The following is a 19,519-nucleotide window of genomic DNA, read 5'->3' as shown; positions in this document are numbered from 1 at the left end:
GGGGTCAGAGGGCGCGCAGATGCCTGCGAGGGTTGCCGAGTTCCTGCCGGGCGGTGCGCAGCTCGTCGGCGAACGTGCTCGTGCCGTCGGCGGTCTCCAAGAACGAGGTGACCTGCTCGTCGCTCAGGTCGGTCGCCAGCACCTCGGCGTCGTAGTGCGTCCACCAGTCGACAAGCTCCGACCAGGTGGCGACGAACGCCCGCACCGGCCACCGCGCAGGCGTCGCCTCGCCCGTCGGCGTCGCGGGCTCGGGCGTGGACTGTCCGGCGCGGGCGCGGGCCACGGCCTGCTGCGCGAGAGCCTCCAGCTCGGCGGCCTCGCTCCCGGTCTCGGCGACGGCGGCGCGGATGCGCTCGAAGCCGGGATGCACCGGCGCGCCCGCGTCGATGCGTTCCAGCTCGTCCTCCGCCTGCGCGCGCAGCGTGTCGGGCAGTTCGGGATCGTCGGCAAGCTGTCGCAGGTAATCGATCTTGTCGAGCGTCTTGTACGACGCGCCGCCGGGGATCATTGCGGCGGCCTGTTCACTGGCGCGTCCGGTCTGCTCCGACGGTGCGGGAAACTTTCCCGCACCGTCGCCGCTGGGCTGATTCTCGGCGCTGAACCGCGTCGCCGCTTGCCTGCGCGCGGCATCCTCGGTCATCAGCGTGCGCAGCTCGCGATAGAGCGCCGCCGCCTCGACCGGAGTGAGGTCTTTGTGCAAGAGGTTGTCGTCTTGCTCGGCCAGCAGGTGCCCGAGCCTGCCCGAGATGCCCGAGCGCACCCACACGCTCACCGTGCGCCAGCCGAGCAGCTTGATCGCGGCCAGCCGCCGAGCCCCGCACACCAGCACCCCGTCGATGGTGACCGTCAACGGTTGCAGCAGCCCGTCGCGGGCGATGGACTCGCACAGCGCGGTCAGGTCGCCCAGGTCGGTGCGGTGCCGGTTGCCGACGCTGATCGACTCGACGGTGCGGTCGAGTTCGATGTGCCCGGTCTGCGCGCCCATCACCGGCTCCCGTGCTTCGGGGCGGCGAGCGAGATCATCAGCACCAGGTCGTCGTCGCGCAGCAGCGCGCGCAGACTCTCACCGATCAGCAACCGGAGCAGGATGCCCCGGCCCGCAGCGGTCGCGGCACACGCCGGGCTGGGGTGCCCGAGCAGCGCTCTCAGCAGCGCGGCCCAGGCGGTACGGTTCACGTCCAGCAGAGCGCGGGCGTGCTTGTCGCGGCGCAGCGTCTCGTACGCGCTCTGGCGACTGCCCGCACGGGCGAGGGCCTGGCAGACGTGCTCGATCCCGGCACGAGCGATGTGCGGGGGCCAGCCCAGCAGCGTGAACAACGCGATCGCGTCCTCGACCGCCGAGTCCGCAGAACAGCACGCCCTCGTGCTCGCCGGTTCCTCGGAACCGCCAGGCTCGGGGTCGGTGACGTGGAACGCCGAGTGATAGTCCGTGAGCGGGTTCTCCCGATCCGAAAGACGCTCGGCGTCGTGGAACGCGGAGATGTGCGGACGTCGGGCCTGATGCACCGAACACAAGAGCCCCTGCCCGCGTTCCTCGGCGATGCAGGTGATGCGCACCGCATGGGTCACCACGCCCCACGGGTCGTTCGCGGTGCGGGCGGCGGCGGTGCGCATCACATCGAACGCGGCTGATGCCGCCTCCCACGGGTCGAGGCCGTGCTTGCGGGCCAGCGCGCCATACTTGTCGGCCGCATAGATCATCAGCTCGGCGGCGACCGGATCGGACTGCCACGCGCCGGGGCCGCTCTCGTGCAGTCGGTTCAGCAGGGCACGCAGGCCCTCGCTGCGGGTGAAGTCTTCCGGTTCACGGAATGCCGTGCGGGTCGTCATGATGGCACCTCCTGGCGGCAAGGTGCACACAGCAGGCCTCCGCGTTGGAGGTGGTCGGGCGTTCGTGATCGAGTCATCGCTACTCACCGCTTCACGACTTCCCGACCGCAGCGCGCGTCGGCGCATGATGCCGGGCACCGTGGCCGAACGACGACAGCGGCGACAGCCGCCGTGCCCGGTCGCCGAGATTCCTCAGCCCGTCCACCAACGGTGCCCGGGCCTTGCGCGACATCTCAACCTCCATGTCGATCCCGCGCCCCGCCAGCGACGCACTGTTACGGGCGATCAGGTCAGTGGGGCGCACCCACTCGATACCGCGCGCCCGATGCGCGTCGAGCTTCCGCTCAACCTCAGCCGCCTCAGCTACTTCATCGGTGACCTCGGATTCGAGGGCCTCGGCGTTCTTCTGCCGGGTGACGTCGGCGGCTGCTACCGCGTCGGGTGCCTGCCGTACCTCGCTCCGGTCTTCCGGGCCGTCCGGCTCAGGAACGTGCGCGGTCTCGTGCTCGTGCTCTCGTGGGTCGGTGTTCATGATGTTGTCTCCATCTCTCTCGTTGTGATCTCGGGTTCATCCAGCGGCGGGGTGAACCACCGGCCCACCGTCGAGGGATGTACTTGCAGCTCGTCGGCGATGGCCTTGTTCGACCAGCCGGCCTCCCTGAGCCGGGCGGCACGCTCACGCCGCCCAGCCACCGCCTCGAGCTCTGGCTCAGATTCGGTCTCGGTCTCCACAGCTGCCTCTTGCGGTGCGTGCGCTGTGCTCAGCGGCCGCGTGGTTGAGCGGGTGAGGACGACGGTCAGGTGCGTGCTGGCGAGCAACACCAGCGGCGGCACCGCCGCCACCGTCGCGGCGAGCAGGCCGGGCACGCTGGCATCGGCGGCGACGATCGCGTGCAAGGAGTTCGCGGCAACCGAGACCAGAGCCCCGCAGATCAGCAGCGCCCACGGATACCACGCGCCGGGGCGTCCATCGAGCGCGACGACCGCGATCGTGGACACCACGATCAGCCCGTCGACCAGCAGCGGCCAGATCCATGCTTGCTCCGGCACGATGCCCGAACGGGCCGCGAGATCGGCGAGCGCCATGAACGACAGCCAGAACGCGCCCAGACCGATCATCACCGTTCCGGTCGCAGCCGTCACCACCGCCCAACCCATGCAGGCCGCCGAGCGCTCATCGCAACCCCCGGCCACTCGCCGCAGCCGCCACGGGCGGCCCGTCGCCAGCGAACCCGCCACTCGCTTGGCGCGCGGGGGCGCGTCGTCGCGGCCCGTAAGTGGCGACATGGCGATACGCCGAACCGACCGTTCGGGTGATCTCGCGCTCGCCCAGCCCGGACTGGCTCGCCGCCGGGCCGAGTGCTTCCAGCGCTTCACCTTGCGGACGCCCGTGCTCGGCCATGCGGCACGCGGCCTTAAACAGCCCGAGGTTGCGCTCGCCCTCGGGCCTACGTGCGACCTTCGAGACGAGCCGAGCAACGTCCAGCGGCCAGCCGCCCGGCGGCTCCGGCACGGGCACGTACTTCGGGCGAGGGTCGAGGAAGTCGCGCAGCCGCTGCGCATCCAACGAAGCGACCCGCCCGGTAGCCACGGCCTCCACCCGATACGGCACCCAGCGACCGTCGAGGGCACGAAGCGAGGGCGGCACGATGATGTAGCCGCCGTCGCCCCGGAGGTCGATGCCAGCTCGACCCACCTGCCATGACCGCTGCTCCCGCTCCGGGTCGGCCGGGAAGTACAGGTGCCTGCCTCCAGTCGGCGTGCTCACCGTCGCCAACGGCTCCGGGAACATTCCCGAACGTGCCGCGCGAGCGAACGCCAGGTGGCCGTTGACGCCATGCACGTCGACATCGACGACAACCACGCCAGAGGCGGCACCAGTCGGAATGGCGAGGTTCGCCCGAGACCGCTCCCGCCACCACAGCTCAACCTGCCCGGCATCGACAGATGCCTCATGGAAACTACGCTCAGGGATCGGACGCTTCCCACCCGGCGCGCACGGGAACACCGGCACGCCTCGCCGCGCCAACTCGCGCGCCGCGACGGAGACGGGCATCCCCTCGGCGAGGAGACTGAAGACCCCGGCGACCGCCGAGGTTCGGCGCGTCATAGCGTCGCGCGCTGCGCGAGCGTCGCGTACCTCGTCCATCGCGGGCCTCCTTCCGCCAGAGGCCACCCCGCAGCGGGGCGACCGTACGACCGTGAGGTGCGTCGGGAGGATCGGGGAGACGAGACGGACAAGGAGACGAGACGGTGACCATCAGGCTTCGCGAAGAACCCGACGAGTCTCTACCGGATTACCAGTCGATCCGGCGTCCGAACGGCCGGAGGCTCATGGTCTGAAAGAACCGGCCCAGAGTTGGCAGATTCGGCTCACATCGTCAGGCTGCCTGGACGCGGAGCCGTCGGTAGTCGCCGGGCGTGAGGCCGACGTACTGGTGGAAGAGCTTCGTAGCGTGGGAGCGGGAGTGCCACCCCACCCGCTGCATGGCGGCGGTGACCGTGAGGTCTGTCTCTCGGAGATATTTTGCCAGGTTCTCAGCGCGGATCATCGTCAGAAACGCCAGAGGCGTCTTGCCGTACGCCTCCACGAACACACTGGACAACCGTGAGGGCGACAGATGCACCTCGGCCGCAAGCTCCTCCAGCGTCCAACGTTGGGACGGAGCTTCACGCAGTAGGCCAGCGGCTTTGCGAGCCTCAACGCGCAGGGGTGCGAAGCGACGATCTCTCGGGAGCGTGGGCCGGATATGCGCACGCTGCGAGGGCGAGATGCGCACCGGGGAGACCTTGATGAACGGGGCGACCACATACATGATCTGGAACCACAGTGCTTGTATCCGGTAGTAGTGGCGCACGAAGTCTCCGTCGAGGCTGAAGGCGACGAGTTCGTCCAGCCAGGGCAACAGCATCCCGGCGCGGTCTTCGCCCAGCCGGAGGATCTGGGCTGGTTCGGTGTAGATGGTCTCGGCGAATCCTTGAGCCTTGAGGCGGTCTTCGAGGAAGCCCGCGTACTGCCAGCGCACCTGATCGAGCACATAGTCAGTGTCGAGGTAGACCGTCGTGACGGTGATGTGGCCCTCCGGCTCCGACCCGCACAGCACGTTCGCGCCGAGCAAGATCACGTCGCCGACCTTGACCGCCTTCTGCCCGAACTCGCTGAACAGAATCGCGGAGCCGTCGCGCACCACAATGACCTTCACGCAGTCATACGCCACCGGCCCCACCGGGCGATGCACCGTGCTGGTTCGGGCGAGAACCGGCTGGTACTGGTGCACGGCCCAGCTCCATCAAGAACCCAGGTTGGACGCGAGGCGTTCAGTCGTCTGATTGTTCTTCTTCCGCCGCGAGGTAGAGCAGGTTGGCGGCTTCCGCGAGATGGTGTTCGAGACTGGCCCGCTGCTCGTCAGTGAGTGTTGGTACGGCTGCGGCGATAGCTTCGGTGGCGGGGTTGTCGGCCCGGTCGAGGGCTGCCGCCCGTGTCGCTTCGTCCAGGCTGACTCGCACCTTCCGGCGGTCGGAGGGGTCGGGCTCGATGATGACCGCTCCGGCGTCGGCCATCGCCCGTGTGATCCGGGAGACGAGGCTCTGGGCGAGCCCGGTTCGGCGAGTGACCTCGTTGATCGCGGAGTGGGGGTGCCTGGCGATGTCTTCCAGCACGGCCAGCTCTCCCGCGTTGATGCGGTCGTCGCCCGTGTTCTCGGTCGCGCGGAGCGCAATCTCGCGGAGTTCTCGTGCGAGGCGGTGAAGGTCGGCGGCGCGCATGTCTCTATTCCATCACTAGTGTCTGAACTTACGGCAGTCATGGTGTCTCCTGGCTCTCGGGCACCGGGGAGGCCGTGACGGTTTGCTGGAGGCGGTTCCAGCGGACGAACAGCACGGCGCTGCGGGCGACGACCTCGACCAGTGCCATCGCGATCAGACCCGATGCCCAGGTGTTCGCGGAGTGGATGCCCAGCTTCTCGCTGAGCTCGCCGATCTTCTCGGCCCCGCCGTTGGTGGCGAACAGCCCGAACGCCAGGCGGCTGCTCATGCCGACGATCCAGAGCACCGCGGCCAGCCACCGCGCACGGGCTTTGACCACGCCGTCTTCGATATAGACATCGGTCAGCAGGCCGCATCCGACACCCAGCGCGAGGCCCGCCGCGCAGTCCACCGCGACGAACGTCCAGTCGGCGGCATAGGCGGGGACGCCGCCCAGGTAGTTGATCGCCCCCCACGCGACCAAGGGGACGGGCCACAGCAGGCCGATGAGGGTGAGCTTCCGGCCGCGAATCTGGCGGACGACCACCAGGATCAGCGCAACCGAGATGATCCACTCCGTCAGATCCATGACGCACTCCGTTCCGAACGGATGCACCCTGCACCACATTCATCACAGATGATACATCACTAGTGATTGATATGAAACTTTGGCAACCTTCGCGTGACACGCGGCGTGCGAGCTCAGCAGGGGCATCAACCCCCAGCTCGCAGGGTGCCATGAGGTGGCAACGCTTCTCCCGGTCATGCGGCTGCGCCTACATTGGCTCGACGTTTTCTGCGTCGAGGGTTGCCAGGGAACGGGTGAAGCCCCGGGCATCGTCGCCGAGGGCGGCGAAGTAGGCGCGGTCTGCGTGCTCGACGGCGGCGTTCGCACGGTTCACCAGGCTGACTCCGGCGACTGTCGGGGTGAGGGTTCGCGCTCTTCCGTCGGTCGGATGCGCGAGGCGTTCGATCAGGCCCTTGCTCTCCAGGGCGCGGAGCACTTGTGAGGTCATCATGGGATCGGTCGCGGCGCGTGCCGCGAGGTCGCGCTGCGTGACCGGGGCCGAGCGATCCATCGAGGTGAGCACGGCCAGGAGCACGAACTGCACATGGGTCAGGTCGAACGGGGCGAGTGCGGCTCGGATGGTGCGCTGCCAGGAGTTCGTGACTCGCCACAGCATCAGCCCGGTGCTGGCCTCGGGGTCGGGGTAGACGGTGTCGAGTGCGCCGGTCATGCGTGCATCGCCTCTCTGATGATCTGCACGTCGTGGGCGTCGAGGAGCACGAGTCCGGTGCGAAGCTGGTAGCCCCAGTTCGGTTCCCCGGTCAGGTGCAGGCGCGGTCGGAGGTCGGCGAGCGGTACCGGGGTCGCCGCGAGATAGTCGATGCGTCTCCGGTACGGAGCGAAGTCGCCCTCGTCGGCCTGCCAGATGTCATCGTCGGCGACGGTGCCGATCGCGGTGAAGAACCGGTACGGGGTGCGGTCGCCGCGCTGTCGTGTCGGGGAGTAGTAGACGAGGGTGTCGCCGGGCTGCATCCGTGTCAGGGGTGCGCGTTGGCCGTGGTTGATCTGCGCGATGCCGAGTTCGACACCGCGACGCACATGCGCGGCAGAGACCACACCCAGCCAGCCGCGACTCATGCCGCGTCCAAGTATGCGAGCAGGCCCGTGACGCTCGACCGTGCCGCACTCCCCAGGCTCCGGCCGAGAACGCGCTTCCACAAGGGCGCGAGAAGGCCCTCGACACGCACGACGACCTCGACCGCTGCCCCGTCCGGTGCCGGGGTGACGAGGTGCTCGAAGACGAGCTTCGCTCCCGGCAGCGATGAGACGTTCGTGAACACCCGGCCGGGCTCGAACGCCGTCACCGAGAACGACGCAGCAGGGCCGGAGGCCGGACGCATCCGCCCCCGCGCGCCGATCATCGCTGGCCCGGCGAACGTGACTTCCCGAACCTCCGCATCCCACTCCGGCCAGCCCTCGGGATCAGCCCACCGTGAGAACACCGCCTCCGCCCCATGAGCCGTCCGAGCAGCATACGAATCGAGAACCACCATCCATGTAGTATGCGCACTTATCAAATGGCCTGCAAGCTTGCGCGCGCGGTCGTCCGTTTAGATCATCGCTACCAGCCGCCCCGGTAAGCCTGTCGTTTCCCCCACACGGTTGGCACCAAGGGTGCTGGCCGGCGCGGGGAGCGCACCTGGTCCCTGAGACGGCCCGTCCCGCGGCTGTCTCGGGAGGGGCCGGCCGTGGTGATGACGATCCGGGTGATGTCGTCTGGCCGCGGCTACGAATACCTGTTGAAGTCGGTGGCCGCGGGCGACGGCGATCGGAGCATGGGCACTCCGCTGACTCGCTACTACACCGAGTCCGGCTGCCCGCCGGGGACCTGGCTCGGCACCGGCCTTGCGAGCCTGGACACCGGGCAGGGTCCGGCGCTCGCCGCTGGGGACACGGTGACCGAGGAACACCTCGCCCGGCTGCTGGGCGAGGGCGTCCATCCGGTGACGGGTGCGAAGCTCGGGTCGGCGTATCCGCGGCTGCAACCCCCACGCGAACGGATTGCGGCGAGGGTTGCACGCCTTGACGCCGCGCTGACTGGGACGCAACGCGACGCAGCGATCGAGCGCATCCGCGAGGAGGAGGTTGCGAAGAAGCCCCGCACCGCGGTTGCGGGCTTCGACCTAACATTCTCGCCACCGAAGTCGCTCAGCGCCGTGTGGGGCGTCGCCGACGCGGGCACGCAGTCTCTGATCGCCCAGGCGCACCACGCGGCCATGCGCGACACGCTCGCCATGCTGGAAGATCGGGTCGCGGCAACCAGAGTCGGGCACGGCGGAATCGCGAGGATGCCCGTCGTCGGCATCATCGCAACGGCGTTCGATCACTACGACTCCCGCGCCGCCGACCCGCAACTCCATACACACGTTGTCGTGTCGAACAAGGTCCAAGGCGTCGATGGGCGTTGGCGGACCCTGGACTCCCGGACCCTGCATCGTGCTGTGGTGGCGTTGTCGGCGTCGTACAACGCCTTCCTCACCGACCACACGACCCGGCTGCTCGGCGTCTCGTGGGTGCCGGTGGATCGCGGGAAGGACCGCAACACCGGCTGGGAGATCGACGGCGTGCCGGCCGCGCTGGTCGCGGAGTTCTCCCGCCGCACCACCGGCGGCATGGGCGTGGAGGGGATCGAGCAGGTCAAGGATCGGCTGATCGCCGAGTACACCGCCGAGCACGGACATGCGCCATCGGCGCGGACGATTGCGAGGTTGCGTCAGCAGGCCACCTTGGAGACCCGACCGGACAAGGAGTTGCACTCTCTGGCCGAGCTGACCACCGAGTGGCGCGAACGTGCGACTGCGGTGCTCGGTGAGGACGCGCCGACCTGGGCGGAGCAACTGTTGGCGCAGGGCTCCACGCAGGCGCGGTTGCGCGCGGACGACGTGGGTCTGGAGCAGGTCGAGGACATCGCGACGGTCGTGCTGATGGAGGTCGGCAACCGCCGGGCGACCTGGGGCCGGTTGAACCTGCATGCCGAGGCGATGCGGCAGCTCATGGGCGTACGGTTCGTCACCACCGGCGACCGGACAGCGGTGCTGGATCAGATCGTGCAAAGGGCCGAGGGAGCATCGCTGCGGCTCACGCCGGAGTATGACCGCGCTGTTCCCGATCACTACGCGAGCTTGGACGGCTCCAACCGTTTCCAGCCTGCCGACCAGATCTCGTATTCGAGTCAGGACATCCTGGACGCCGAGACCCGGCTCCTGGGCCACGCTGCCGCCGAGGGCGCGCCGTCGCTGTCTGCGCGACTCGTGGCCCGACATGCCTCGCGCAAGATCAGGGGAGTCCGGCTGGAGCCGGATCAGGCCATTGCGATTACGGCGATCGCGCGTTCCGGGCTGACGCTCGATCTGTTGGTCGGCCCGGCCGGGGCGGGCAAGACGACCGCGCTGCGTGCCTTGCACAGGGCGTGGACCGCCGCGCACGGCAAGGAGTCGGTGATCGGTCTGGCCCCGTCCGCGGTGGCCGCCGAAGTCCTCGGTGAGAGCTTGGATGTGCGGGCCGAGAACACGGCGAAGTTCCTCTACGAGCACCGCAAGGGGCGTTGGAACCTCCAGCCCGGTCAGCTCGTGCTCGTCGACGAAGCCTCGCTGGCCGGGACGCTGGCGTTGGATCGCATCACCGCTCATGCCGCCGAGGTCGGGGCCAAGGTCGTGCTCATCGGAGATTGGGCTCAACTGTCCGCAGTCGAGACGGGCGGGGCGTTCGGGATGCTCACCCGTCACCGGCGCGGTGTCCCGGAGCTGACCGACGTGCGCCGGTTCGCCCACGAGTGGGAGAAGACCGCCAGCCTCGCGCTGCGCCACGGGAAGACGAGCGTGCTGAAGACCTAGGCCGTGTTGCTAAACGTCTTCGGGCTCCTCGTGGGCGAGTCTTGGACGCGTGTCGCGTGATGTGATCTCGGATGAAGCGTGGGCGGTGATCGGCCCGTTGTTCCCGAACGCGAAATCGACGGGTCGGCCTCCTGTGGATCGGCGCACGGTCGTTGAGGCGACGGCGTGGCGGTTCCGGACGGGGGCGCCGTGGCGGGACGTGCCGGAGCGGTTCGGGAACTGGAACACGATCTACAAGAACTTCAACCGGTGGTCCGAGCAGGGCGTGTGGGCGCGGGTGCTGGAGAAGACGCAGTCGCTCGCGCAGCAGTCCGGGGACTTGGATTGGGTCGCGTCGATCGACTCCACGATCGTGCGTGTGCACCAGCACGGCGCGACACTTCCCCGCACCACAGGGGGGCCTATCGAACTACAAGAAGTTCGGTGACGAGCCGCCCGATCATGCGATCGGTCGCTCCCGCGGCGGGTTGACGACGAAGAATCACCTGGTCTGCGACGGGAAGGGCAGAGCCCTCGCGTTCATTCTCACGCCCGGGCAGGCGGCGGACACCAGCATGCTGACCGCGACGCTGAGCGAGATCCGCGTGCCGGGCGCGAGGGGCAGGCCACGGTCGAGGCCGGACCGGGTGCTCGCGGACAAGGGCTACCCGTCCAAGGCGAACCGGGCCTGGCTGCGCGAACGCGGGATCGCCGCGACGATCCCGGAGCGCGACGATCAGATCGCCCACCGACGCAAGCGCCGCGGACGACCGATCGACTTCGGCGACCAGCAGCGGACTCGTTACCGCGGCCGCAACGTCGTCGAGCGGTGCTTCAACAAGCTCAAGCAGTGGCGCGGGATCGCGATGCGTTCAGACAAGACCGCACGGAACTACCACGCCGGCCTCTGCCTCGCCGCGACACTCCACTGGCTCACCAGCGCCTTTAGCAACACGGCCTACGAGAACCACGGGCGTCTGCATGACGGCGGACTCGACACGATGCTCGACGCGCTCTACGACGCCTGGCAGACCGACCGCGCCGCAGGACGCTCCACACTGATGATCGCCGCGAACGGCGAAGCGGTCAGCGAGCTGAACCAACGCGCCCGCACCGACCTGATCGAAGCCGGCCGCGTCGAGGCCGACGGCGTGCCCCTGCACGACGGCACCGCCGCAGGGGTCCGCGATCTCGTTGTGACCCGCCGCAACGAGCGTCGCCTCTCGACCGGGTGGTCGTGGGTCAAGAACGGTGATCGCTGGCAGGTCACGCGACGCTTTGAGGACGGCTCGCTGGCGGTACGGCGGCTCGGGAAGGGCGACCGTCCACACGGCAAGGCCCTCGTGCTGACCGCCTCGTATGTGAGCGAGGAGGTGGAGCTTGGCTACGCCTCCACTGTCCACCGAGCGCAGGGGATGACCGTGGACACCGTGCACGCGCTGATCGACCCGTTGAAGGCCGCACGCGAACTGCTCTACGTCGCGCTCACCCGTGGGCGGTTGAGCAACCATGCCTATGTCATCCAGCCCGACCCGCACGAGGTCGAGCCTCACCTCGATCAGCCCGACGAGATGACCCGGATCGAGCAACTGGCACGAGTGCTCGCGCGCAGCGACGCCGACCTGGCCGCCACCGAGACGCTCAAGCTCGAGGTCGACCGGCACGCCTCGCTGCCGGTGCTGCTGGCCGAGTACGACCTGCTCGCCCACGAAGCACAGACCGACCGCTGGGCCGCGCTGCTCGATGTCGCACCCTTCTCCGAGAACGTGGCCGACGACGTGTTTACCAGCCCCTACTACGAGCACCTCGAAGGCGCACTCGCACGACACGAAGCAGCTGGGCACGACGTCACCACGACGCTCGCCGCCCTGGCCCCGATGATCGCGCCCGGCGAGGATCAGGCGGACCCGGCCGCCGTGCTCGCCAAGCGGGTCGACCACGCCACGACCAGCCTGGCTGGCGGACGTACCCGCCCGCGGCGAGTCGGTGGGCTCATCCCGACACCTGCCGAGCCGATCCCTGACTCGCCCCGGCATGTCCGGAGAGCTGTTTGCTGGTGTCAGCCGGCTCTTTCAACCGGTTCGTTGCGAGCGTAGTCGAGTTGCTCGACCTCGAGGGGTGTGAGGTCGTCGATGGAGCCGTGGGTGCGTTCGGTGTTGAACCAGAGCACCCAGGATGCGGTCGCCGCCTCGACCTGATCGACGTCACGCCAGGGACCTTCGTGGTGGATGAGTTCGGACTTGTAGAGCCCGATCTGCGATTCCGCGAGAGAGTTGTCGTAGGCGTCGCCGACGGATCCGACGGACGGGTCGATGCCTTCGTCGACGAGCCGATCGGTGAAGGCGATTGACGTGTAGACGCTGCCCGCGTCGGTGTGATGCGTGAGCCCCTCGAACCCGGTGATGCCTTCGCGGCGGCGGGTGAAGAGAGCCATGTCGAGGCAGTCGAGCACGAGCGGTGTGGTCATGCTCGTCGCGGCGCGCCAGCCGATGATGCGGCGGGAGTGCGCGTCGAAGACGAACGCGACGTAGACCCATCCAGACCACGTCCACACGTATGTGAAGTCCGCGACCCAGAGCTGGTTCGTGCGGAACCGGGCGAAGTGTCGGTCGACGAGGTCCGCGGGGCGGGTCTCGCGCGGATCCGTGTCGACGGGACGCTTCCGCTTCCCGCGGAGCACGCCGGCGATCCCAAGCTCACGCATGAGGCGCTCGAGCGTGCAGCGCGCGATGTCGTGACCGTCACGGCGGAGCCGCAACCAGAGCTTTCGGGCCCCGAGCACCTTGCGGTGCGCCTGCCACGCCGCCAGGATGATCGGCTTCCACCGCTCATCCGACACGGCCTGGGATGACGGTCCGCGCCCGCGGGCGTCGTAGTAGGTCGATGGGGCGATCTTCACGCCGTGCTGGGTGAGCACAGCGCAGATCGACTCGACACCCCATCGGAGCCCGCCCTCGGTGCGGTCCTTGTGTTCGTCGATGAAGGCGACTATCGCTTGTGTGGCCGGTCGAGTTCGGCCGCGAAGAAAGCTGAAGCCGCCTTCAAGATCTCGTTCGCCCGCCGCAGCTCGGCGTTCTCCCGCTTCAGGCGCTTGATCTCCACCGCCGCGTCAGTCGTCACACCGGGCCGGTCTCCCGCGTCGACCTGCTCCCGACGGATCCAGGTGCGAATCGTTTCCGGCGACCCGATGCCGAGCATCTGCGCGACCGCGGTCATCGCCTGATACTCGCTCGGATAATCGGCCCGCACCTCGACGACCATACGGACAGCGCGCTCACGAAGCTCGCGCGGATACTTACTGGGACGTCCCATAAGACAGATCCTTCCAAGGAATCCTGTCTCCGGACACACCGGGGCGAGTCATCGCTAGATCCGGCAGGGCGTTGGCGCGTGGCGAGGTGTGTTCGGCGGGGATGATGAGGGCGGAATTGCCGAGGCTGCGCCGGGACCTGTTGCGGGCTGGGTTGCTGGCGAGTACGTCGTCGCGAACGGCCTCGTCGAGCACGCGCACGAGCGGTGCGATGGTGTTCTTGATCGTTGAGGCGGAGTGCACTTTCTCCCAGTCGTCGATGGTGCGGTCGATCATCCCGGCCGTGATCTGCGAGAGCGGCAGGTGCCCGAGTGCGGGGAGCACGCGTAGACGCAGGCCGACCTTGTAGCCGTCGGCGGTCGAGGTCGGGTCCAGGCCGCGCGTCCACGGGTCTCCGATGGTGGTCAGGTCGTCCGCGAAGGTGATGCGCCGGTCGATGCCGATCTCCGAGGACTTCAGCAGATCGGTGAAGAACGCCTCGGCGGCTTCCTCGTCGGGTACGACGAGCGCGCGCACGATGCGCCGTCGGGTCTGCGGGTCGATCCAGCGCGCCCGTGCCCGGATGCCGGAAGTGCGGTATTCGAGGTCGGTGGTGACCTTCACCCCGAAGGGCGGGACGGCTGGGGTGCTCTCAGCTGTGTTCATCGGCGGAGAGGGACGTGAGCCACGCCTCGACAGCGTCGAGGCGGTACCGGGTGATGCCGCCCATCCGCAGGAACGGTGGCCCCTTCTTGTCGGTGCGCCAGCGCGACAACGTCGCCTCTGAGACCTTGAGGTAGGCGGCGACTTCCCGGCTGTCCAGCAGCGGTGACACCAGTGGCGTCTCGGTGATCGTCTCGCTCATGGTCGGTCACTCCAGTCCGTGTTCACGATCTCCTGGATCGTCGCGTCCTGCTCCTGCTGCCGGGCGCGGATCTGTTCCTCCACGAATGCGAGGAAGTCCTCGGTGCGCTCGGTCACGGGCCGGTCGGTGGTGTCGGGCTCCGCCCAGCCCTCGGCTTCACCACCGGGCCACGGGGTGACGCGGGTGGGCCGGTCCCGGTCGAGCCGGGTGCCGGAGATGGTGACCCAGTCGTGGAGCCGTTCGCGGGCGAGGCCGAAGTCATGGTGCCAGGCGAGGGCCTGGTTTCCCTTGGCTTGTGGGTCGTAGCTGAACAGCCAGTGCTGGCGGAGCGCGGACAGCTCCCAGAGCAGTTCGGGGTGGCGGTGCCACATCGGCGGGATGATCTGGGCCGGGAGCCCGTACTCGTGTCGGAGCCAGTCGACCCAGGCGTTGAGCTCGAGCAACTCGTGTTCCAGGTCCTCGGGTGGCAGGTTCCGCCAGTTGATGGGCCGCGGCACCTCGCCCAGGACGTCGTTGATGTGCTGGGCGTACTGCTCCTCCACGATCCTGCGAGAGCGTGTCAAATGGTGTGTGTAAGGGGCCGGGTCTCCTTACGAAAGGAAACACACTGTTGGCTATCGATAGGGCGTCGCGTGAAGAGCGACGTAAGGCTCAGGCGGAGGGCGCCCTAGTTGAGACCGACCGAATAGCCGATCGTCTGATTCGTGGACTTGTCGCTTTCTCAACCAAGATGAGACAAGAGGAGCTTGCCCGGGACTCCTTACAGCACGCGAATTTGGCATGCCGCGGTAGCGACACTCGAGTCAAGCGGCGCGGGTGGGATTGGCGATGGCAGCGAGTAGAGCTGCCCACGGGGACGCTCCCACGTCAATCAGGTCGTCACTCGCTTACCTGCGCCATCTGAAGGCGCGACCGAAGATGTCTGGCAACCGCCGGTGCGATACGAGACGAGCCAAGATGAGGTGTTCGTCGGCCTGTCGTCGGTGGCGGTGCCGCTCGCGGCGGGGACGGGGTCGCCTGCATCTCTCGCCGTCATCTACCTGAACCATGGCGTCGACGTCGCTGAGATCGCCGGTGCTCTCGAAGAGGCGGCGCGTCGCGTCGAGCAGGCGCTGAGGTAGGCGTGCTTCGCTCTCTCGAAAAGCGATACGATACGGTTCGGACATATCTCCGATCGAGTATTCGCAGAGAGGGCACAATGCCGTGACCAAGGATCTCGCCCCGAACGACGCCGTCGTCGTGGCTTACAAGCGCACGCCATTCGGGCGCGCCCGCAAGGGGGCACTCGCCGCCGAGCGTCCCGAGGATCTCGCGCTCGCCGCGGTGCGGGGAGCGCTGAGCGCGGTGCCCGCGCTCGACCCGACTACGCTCGATGACTTCTATCTCGGCACCGCGGTGCCGGAGGGCGCGCAGGGCGACAACGCTGCTCGTCGCGTCGCCGTGTACGCGGGTTACGACACCCTGCCGGGTGCGTCGATCAATCGATTCTGCGCGTCCTCGCTGCAGGCGACCGCTGCAGCCGCGCGCGCCATCCGCGCGGGCGATGGGGAGGCGTTCCTCGTCGGCGGCATGGAGTCGACGTCGAGCACGCCGCCCAACCCGACGAACATCTACCCGGGCTCGGAGCCGCCCGCCGCCCGCGCGGACGCGATCTTCGCGTCCGGAGCGAGCTGGACCGACCCGCGCGCAGAGGGCCTCACGCCCGATGTCTACATCCCGATGGGGAAGACCGCGGAGTTCGTCGCCCGGAACACGGGAACCACCCGGCGAGACCAAGATGAATGGGCGCTGCAGTCGCAGCGTCGCGCCGCGGCCGCCATCCACGCCGGGTGGTTCGCCGACGAGATCACACCTTACACACGCGCGGATGGCACCGTCGTCTCGGCGGACGACGGGCCGCGCTCGGGCACGACGCTGGAGGGTCTCGCCGCACTGAACCCGGCATTCGCGGAGGACGGCACCGTCACGGCCGGGAATGCCAGCCCTCTGAATGACGGAGCCTCCGCCGCTGTGGTGATGAGCGCCGCGAAAGCGCAGCAGCTCGGCCTGCCCCCGCTCGCACGAATCCTCGGTGCCGGAGCCAGTGCGCTCTCGCCGGAGATCATGGGCCTCGGGCCCGTTGGCGCCACGCAGAAGCTGCTCGCCAGGCTCGGCCTCGAGGTCGACGACATCGACCTCGTGGAACTCAACGAGGCCTTTGCGGCGCAGGTGGTGCCGAGCGTGCGGCAGCTCGGGCTGGACCCCGAGAAGGTGAACGTGCACGGAGGCGCGATCGCGATCGGGCATCCCTTCGGCGCCACAGGCGTCCGTCTCACGGGGACCCTCATCCGTGCGCTGCAGGAGCGGGACGGCACCCTCGGACTCGTCACGCTGTGCGTTGGCGGAGGACAGGGCATGGCCCTCGTGCTGGAGAGGCTCAGCTGATGGGCACCGTCGATCCGTTCATCCTGGGAGTGCTCGAGAACGAGCCGTCGTTCGCGTGGTTCGGCTTCACGATCGAGGAAGCCACGGAAGGGCGCGCCGTCGTGTCGCTCATCGTCGGGCCGGGGCACGTCAACGCCAATGAGATGGCGCACGGCGCGATCATCTTCGCCGTCGCAGACCAGGCATTCGCGATGGCAGCCAACACGCTGATCCCCCATGCCGCCACAGGGGACGCGCAGATCCACTACATCGCCCCCAGCCGTCTCGGCCAGCGGCTGGAGGCCACGGGGCGGGTCAGCTGGGCCGATGATCGTCGCGCCATCGTCGACGTGACGGTGACCGCGGACGGAGCGGTGGTCGCCACATACCGAGGGATGGCCCGGGCCACCCGACGACCCTGAACGGACACGCGCAGAGGGCCGGATCGAATGAGATCCGGCCCTCTGCGCGTGTGGGGTGCTACGGGGATGCGGTCGCGGACGTGCTTGTCGAGCGTTCCTCCGGATATCCGCTGCGACCGTCGGCGCCGTTTCGCCTGGCCGCGAGCTTCAGACCGGCGAGCGCGGCTCCCAATACACCGATCGGGATGAGCGCGATCAGGAAGATGCCGGACAGCCCGACTCCCGCGCCGATCAGGGCGCCGCCAGCGGCCCCTTGGACCGCGGTGCCGATGCGCGCGGCGAACTCGGTGCTGCCGACACCCGTGCCGCGGACCCGAGCGGGATATGCCGATGTCGCGAGCACGTTGCGTGTCGGTCCGAAGGCCATGGGGAGGAAGAACCCCGCCAGGATCAGCAGGCCGAGCAGCGCACCGAACTCGAGATCCGCCTGTAGGCCCAGGACCAGCGCAACCACGGCGGACGCTGCGAGCACGGCACCGATGGTCGCGAACCGGGGAAGGCGCACGAGGAGTGCGCTGAGAACGAGACCGCTCGCGACACTCGCGAGGCCGTACATCGCGACGATCGTGCTCGACTGCACCGTGCTGAGCCCGGGAACCGGCTGCTGGAGCAGAGTCGGCAGGTATTGCACGATCATCAGCTGCGTGCCGAGGGACAGGAAGCCGAAGACCCACAGCAGCAATGTCGTGGCCGTGAAGGGCTTGGAAAGGATGACCGCGATCGCTTCTTTCTTGAACTCGCGGGCGGCCATCCGGGTGGTGTCGACGGTGTCGAGATCGGCGCCGGGGGCGACGTGCGCGAGCACGCGCCGCGCCTTGTCGACGGCGCCGCGGGCGATGTAGTAGGCGGGGGACTCGGGAACAACGATCGCGAGGATGATCGCGACGGCGAACGGCAGCAGGCCTGCCACGACCATCAGCGAGCGCCAGCCGCCGGTCGGGATGAGCGCCCCTGCGAGCGTCGCCCCCACCGTGGTGCCGAGACCGACGGCCGCGTATGCGGCCGCGACCATGGCTGCTCGACGGCGGGCGGGGACGAGATCAGCCAGCAGAGTCATGCCGATCGGCATGACCGCCCCCATGCCGAGCGACGCGACCAGTCGCCAGCCGGTGAACGCCGTGAAGTCTGCCGAGGTCGCACCTAGCGCGGTCGCCGAGGAGAACAGAAGCGCGCCGACCGTCAGCATGGTGCGGCGGCCGAACCGGTCGGCGAGGCGCCCGGCGATGAGTGCGCCGATTCCCATGGCGACGGCGCTCGCGGTCACGACGAACGCGATGCCGCCGCCGACGCTCACGCCCCACTCGGCGATGAGCGGCGGGAAGACGTGGCTCACGATCGTCACGTCCATGCCATCCGTGAGCAGGATCAGGGCGATGAGAGCGAAGTAGAGCCAGTGACGCCACGTCAGGCCGGCGTCGTCGAGCACGGTCTGTACGGACTGGGTGGGGGTGGGCTGCGGTGAGGACATGCGGGTCGAACCTCCTTGTTCGATGACTGCAGGTGGAAGACGAGATCCCCGGCCCCGGCCCTCTTGCCGGGGTCGGGGATCTCGGCGTTCGTCAGGCCTTGGTGCGGCCCTTGACGAACTCGCTGTCGGGCAGGTCGGTGACCGGGAGGCCCGAGGCGACGAGCGCGGCACGCGCCTGCTTCATCAGCCGGTCCGGAATGCGCGGTGCCGGGGCGCGCAGGGCGCCGCCGTTGAACCCGGCGAGCCACTCCTGGTACTTCCATCCCGTGCGGTTGATGACCGTGGTGCCGGTCGACGAGCCGGTGAGGATCGCGACGTTCGCCGCGCGCGCGGGGGAGACCTGCCACCACAGCTGCATGGCCTCCTCCCACTCGCCGCTCTGCGCGAGAGCGAAGGCCCGGGGGAAGTAGTCGCTCATCCAGTTGGTGTTCGAGGTGCCGGAGAACTGGAAGTCCAGCACCGACATGAGCGGGATCGTCTCGCTCTCGATCGGGCAGGAGATGATCACCTCGTCCCGGAAGTGGTGATACATCTCCATGATGCCGCCGATGGTCGGGTACCCCTGCTCGGACTTGACGGCGACGATGTTCGGGATCGTGTCCAGCACGTGGCGGACGAACGACACAGGCATCCCGGCCGGGTCGATCCGCTCGAATCCCCACGCCGGCAGGGCGAACAGCATCGCGCTGAGCTTGGTCGAGTCGGTCAGGGCCTTCGTGTAGTCGTAGACCTCCTGGTGAGAGGTGGGCCAGAACGCGGTCGGGTACGAGACGAGGACGCTGTCGACCCCCTCCTTCTCGGCCAGCTTCAGGGCGTGGATGTTCTCCTCGAGCGTGTTGAAGGCCGCATGGAAGAAGAGGTGGAAGTCCGCCCCGGCGACCTCGCGCGCGACCGCGGTGATGCGGGCGTTCTCCTCGGGAGTGACGTTGAGCTCCGTTACCAGCAGCGTGCCCGCGAACCCGAGCTCTTTGAGCTTGAGGATGTCGTGGCGGATCGCGTTCTCGTTGACCTTCGAGAAGTCCGGGGTGTAGGACGGCATCGTCACGGCGATGGCGCCCTTCCAGTGGGCCTTCGCCCACGCACGTGCCTGGTCCTTGGTGTAGTCGACCATGTTCTTC

Annotated in this window: 22 protein-coding genes and 1 pseudogene; 6 read left to right on the top strand and 17 right to left on the bottom strand. The window is 68.4% G+C overall.

The genetic code is table 11. The features are described 5' to 3' along the window. Positions 1–4: 4 nt before the first annotated feature. The 11 genes from HNR16_RS09795 to HNR16_RS09745 form a co-directional block, all read right to left on the bottom strand. The gene (locus HNR16_RS09795; RefSeq protein ID WP_158042064.1) at positions 5–985 is read right to left on the bottom strand and encodes a ParB N-terminal domain-containing protein; all 981 of its coding nucleotides are present in this window, start codon (positions 983–985) and stop codon (positions 5–7) included. Further along, a complete protein-coding gene (locus tag HNR16_RS09790) occupies positions 985–1,830 on the bottom strand; it encodes a hypothetical protein (RefSeq protein WP_158042065.1) in 846 nt (281 codons plus the stop codon). Before HNR16_RS09790 ends, HNR16_RS09795 begins: the two co-directional genes overlap by 1 nt. Before the next feature lie 91 nt (positions 1,831–1,921). Continuing rightward, positions 1,922–2,362, bottom strand: coding sequence for a hypothetical protein (locus HNR16_RS09785; RefSeq protein WP_158042066.1), 441 nt, complete (start codon positions 2,360–2,362; stop codon positions 1,922–1,924). Then, on the bottom strand, positions 2,359–2,988 hold the full coding sequence (locus HNR16_RS09780; protein ID WP_158042067.1) for a DUF2637 domain-containing protein: 630 nt from the start codon (positions 2,986–2,988) through the stop codon (positions 2,359–2,361). The genes HNR16_RS09785 and HNR16_RS09780 overlap by 4 nt, the downstream gene beginning before the upstream one ends. Positions 2,989–3,004: 16 nt before the next feature. Then, the gene (locus HNR16_RS09775; RefSeq protein ID WP_158042068.1) at positions 3,005–3,979 is read right to left on the bottom strand and encodes a bifunctional DNA primase/polymerase; all 975 of its coding nucleotides are present in this window, start codon (positions 3,977–3,979) and stop codon (positions 3,005–3,007) included. Between the two features lie 232 nt (positions 3,980–4,211). Next, positions 4,212–5,108, bottom strand: a complete 897-nt coding sequence (locus HNR16_RS09770) for a helix-turn-helix transcriptional regulator (RefSeq protein ID WP_225737996.1) — start codon at positions 5,106–5,108, stop codon at positions 4,212–4,214. A gap of 40 nt (positions 5,109–5,148) precedes the next feature. Continuing rightward, entirely contained in the window at positions 5,149–5,595 is a 447-nt protein-coding gene (locus HNR16_RS09765) for a MarR family winged helix-turn-helix transcriptional regulator (protein ID WP_158042069.1), read from the bottom strand. Between the two features lie 37 nt (positions 5,596–5,632). Beyond that, on the bottom strand, positions 5,633–6,163 hold the full coding sequence (locus HNR16_RS09760; RefSeq protein ID WP_158042070.1) for a DUF1453 domain-containing protein: 531 nt from the start codon (positions 6,161–6,163) through the stop codon (positions 5,633–5,635). Positions 6,164–6,350: 187 nt separating this feature from the next. Then, positions 6,351–6,812, bottom strand: a complete 462-nt coding sequence (locus HNR16_RS09755; RefSeq protein ID WP_158042071.1) for a MarR family winged helix-turn-helix transcriptional regulator — start codon at positions 6,810–6,812, stop codon at positions 6,351–6,353. After that, entirely contained in the window at positions 6,809–7,219 is a 411-nt protein-coding gene (locus HNR16_RS09750) for an EVE domain-containing protein (protein WP_158042072.1), read from the bottom strand. Before HNR16_RS09750 ends, HNR16_RS09755 begins: the two co-directional genes overlap by 4 nt. Beyond that, on the bottom strand, positions 7,216–7,635 hold the full coding sequence (locus HNR16_RS09745; protein WP_158042073.1) for an SRPBCC family protein: 420 nt from the start codon (positions 7,633–7,635) through the stop codon (positions 7,216–7,218). The genes HNR16_RS09750 and HNR16_RS09745 overlap by 4 nt, the downstream gene beginning before the upstream one ends. 201 nt (positions 7,636–7,836) lie before the next feature. Here HNR16_RS09745 and mobF point away from each other — a divergent pair, with 201 nt between their 5' ends. The 3 genes and pseudogenes from mobF (at position 7,837) to HNR16_RS09730 (ending at position 12,050) form a co-directional block, all read left to right on the top strand. Beyond that, the gene (gene mobF / locus HNR16_RS09740; protein WP_225737997.1) at positions 7,837–9,975 is read left to right on the top strand and encodes a MobF family relaxase; all 2,139 of its coding nucleotides are present in this window, start codon (positions 7,837–7,839) and stop codon (positions 9,973–9,975) included. A gap of 49 nt (positions 9,976–10,024) precedes the next feature. Further along, positions 10,025–10,892 (top strand): annotated as a pseudogene (locus tag HNR16_RS18235) (IS5 family transposase); the annotation flags it as partial. A gap of 63 nt (positions 10,893–10,955) precedes the next feature. Then, the gene (locus HNR16_RS09730) at positions 10,956–12,050 is read left to right on the top strand and encodes an ATP-binding domain-containing protein (protein WP_338109184.1); all 1,095 of its coding nucleotides are present in this window, start codon (positions 10,956–10,958) and stop codon (positions 12,048–12,050) included. On the opposite strand, the gene HNR16_RS09725 is transcribed toward HNR16_RS09730, so the two are convergent. The 4 genes from HNR16_RS09725 to HNR16_RS09710 all read right to left on the bottom strand — a co-directional run bounded on the left by HNR16_RS09725 (position 12,014) and on the right by HNR16_RS09710 (position 14,650). Next, a protein-coding gene (locus HNR16_RS09725; protein ID WP_179558138.1) for an IS3 family transposase occupies positions 12,014–13,266 on the bottom strand; the annotation gives its coding sequence in 2 pieces (ribosomal slippage) (positions 12,014–12,984 and positions 12,984–13,266; 1,254 coding nt in all). The genes HNR16_RS09730 and HNR16_RS09725 overlap by 37 nt on opposite strands. Then, positions 13,250–13,867, bottom strand: coding sequence for a hypothetical protein (locus HNR16_RS09720; protein WP_225737979.1), 618 nt, complete (start codon positions 13,865–13,867; stop codon positions 13,250–13,252). Before HNR16_RS09720 ends, HNR16_RS09725 begins: the two co-directional genes overlap by 17 nt. Before the next feature lie 28 nt (positions 13,868–13,895). Beyond that, positions 13,896–14,108 (bottom strand): helix-turn-helix transcriptional regulator, encoded by a 213-nt coding sequence (locus tag HNR16_RS09715; protein WP_158041918.1) that lies wholly within the window; start codon positions 14,106–14,108, stop codon positions 13,896–13,898. Continuing rightward, positions 14,105–14,650, bottom strand: coding sequence for a hypothetical protein (locus HNR16_RS09710; RefSeq protein ID WP_158041919.1), 546 nt, complete (start codon positions 14,648–14,650; stop codon positions 14,105–14,107). Before HNR16_RS09710 ends, HNR16_RS09715 begins: the two co-directional genes overlap by 4 nt. Before the next feature lie 393 nt (positions 14,651–15,043). Here HNR16_RS09710 and HNR16_RS09705 point away from each other — a divergent pair, with 393 nt between their 5' ends. From HNR16_RS09705 to HNR16_RS09695, 3 genes are all read left to right on the top strand, one after another. Next, positions 15,044–15,229 carry an IclR family transcriptional regulator gene (locus HNR16_RS09705; RefSeq protein WP_158041920.1) on the top strand — a complete coding sequence of 62 codons (186 nt, stop codon included), beginning with the start codon at positions 15,044–15,046 and terminating at the stop codon, positions 15,227–15,229. Between the two features lie 82 nt (positions 15,230–15,311). After that, positions 15,312–16,532, top strand: coding sequence for an acetyl-CoA C-acyltransferase (locus tag HNR16_RS09700; RefSeq protein WP_179558187.1), 1,221 nt, complete (start codon positions 15,312–15,314; stop codon positions 16,530–16,532). Continuing rightward, complete coding sequence (locus tag HNR16_RS09695; protein ID WP_158041921.1) at positions 16,532–16,933, top strand: PaaI family thioesterase; 402 nt, start codon at positions 16,532–16,534, stop codon at positions 16,931–16,933. Before HNR16_RS09700 ends, HNR16_RS09695 begins: the two co-directional genes overlap by 1 nt. 58 nt (positions 16,934–16,991) lie before the next feature. Here the strand turns inward: HNR16_RS09695 and HNR16_RS09690 are convergent, their stop codons facing one another. Beyond that, the gene (locus HNR16_RS09690) at positions 16,992–18,401 is read right to left on the bottom strand and encodes an MFS transporter (RefSeq protein ID WP_158041922.1); all 1,410 of its coding nucleotides are present in this window, start codon (positions 18,399–18,401) and stop codon (positions 16,992–16,994) included. Positions 18,402–18,492: 91 nt separating this feature from the next. Beyond that, positions 18,493–19,512 (bottom strand): dihydrodipicolinate synthase family protein, encoded by a 1,020-nt coding sequence (locus HNR16_RS09685; protein WP_158041923.1) that lies wholly within the window; start codon positions 19,510–19,512, stop codon positions 18,493–18,495. Positions 19,513–19,519 lie beyond the last annotated feature (7 nt).

The organism is Pseudoclavibacter chungangensis (assembly GCF_013410545.1).
Lineage (GTDB): Bacteria > Actinomycetota > Actinomycetes > Actinomycetales > Microbacteriaceae > Pseudoclavibacter > Pseudoclavibacter chungangensis.
This window is presented reverse-complemented; position numbering and strand designations above follow the sequence as displayed.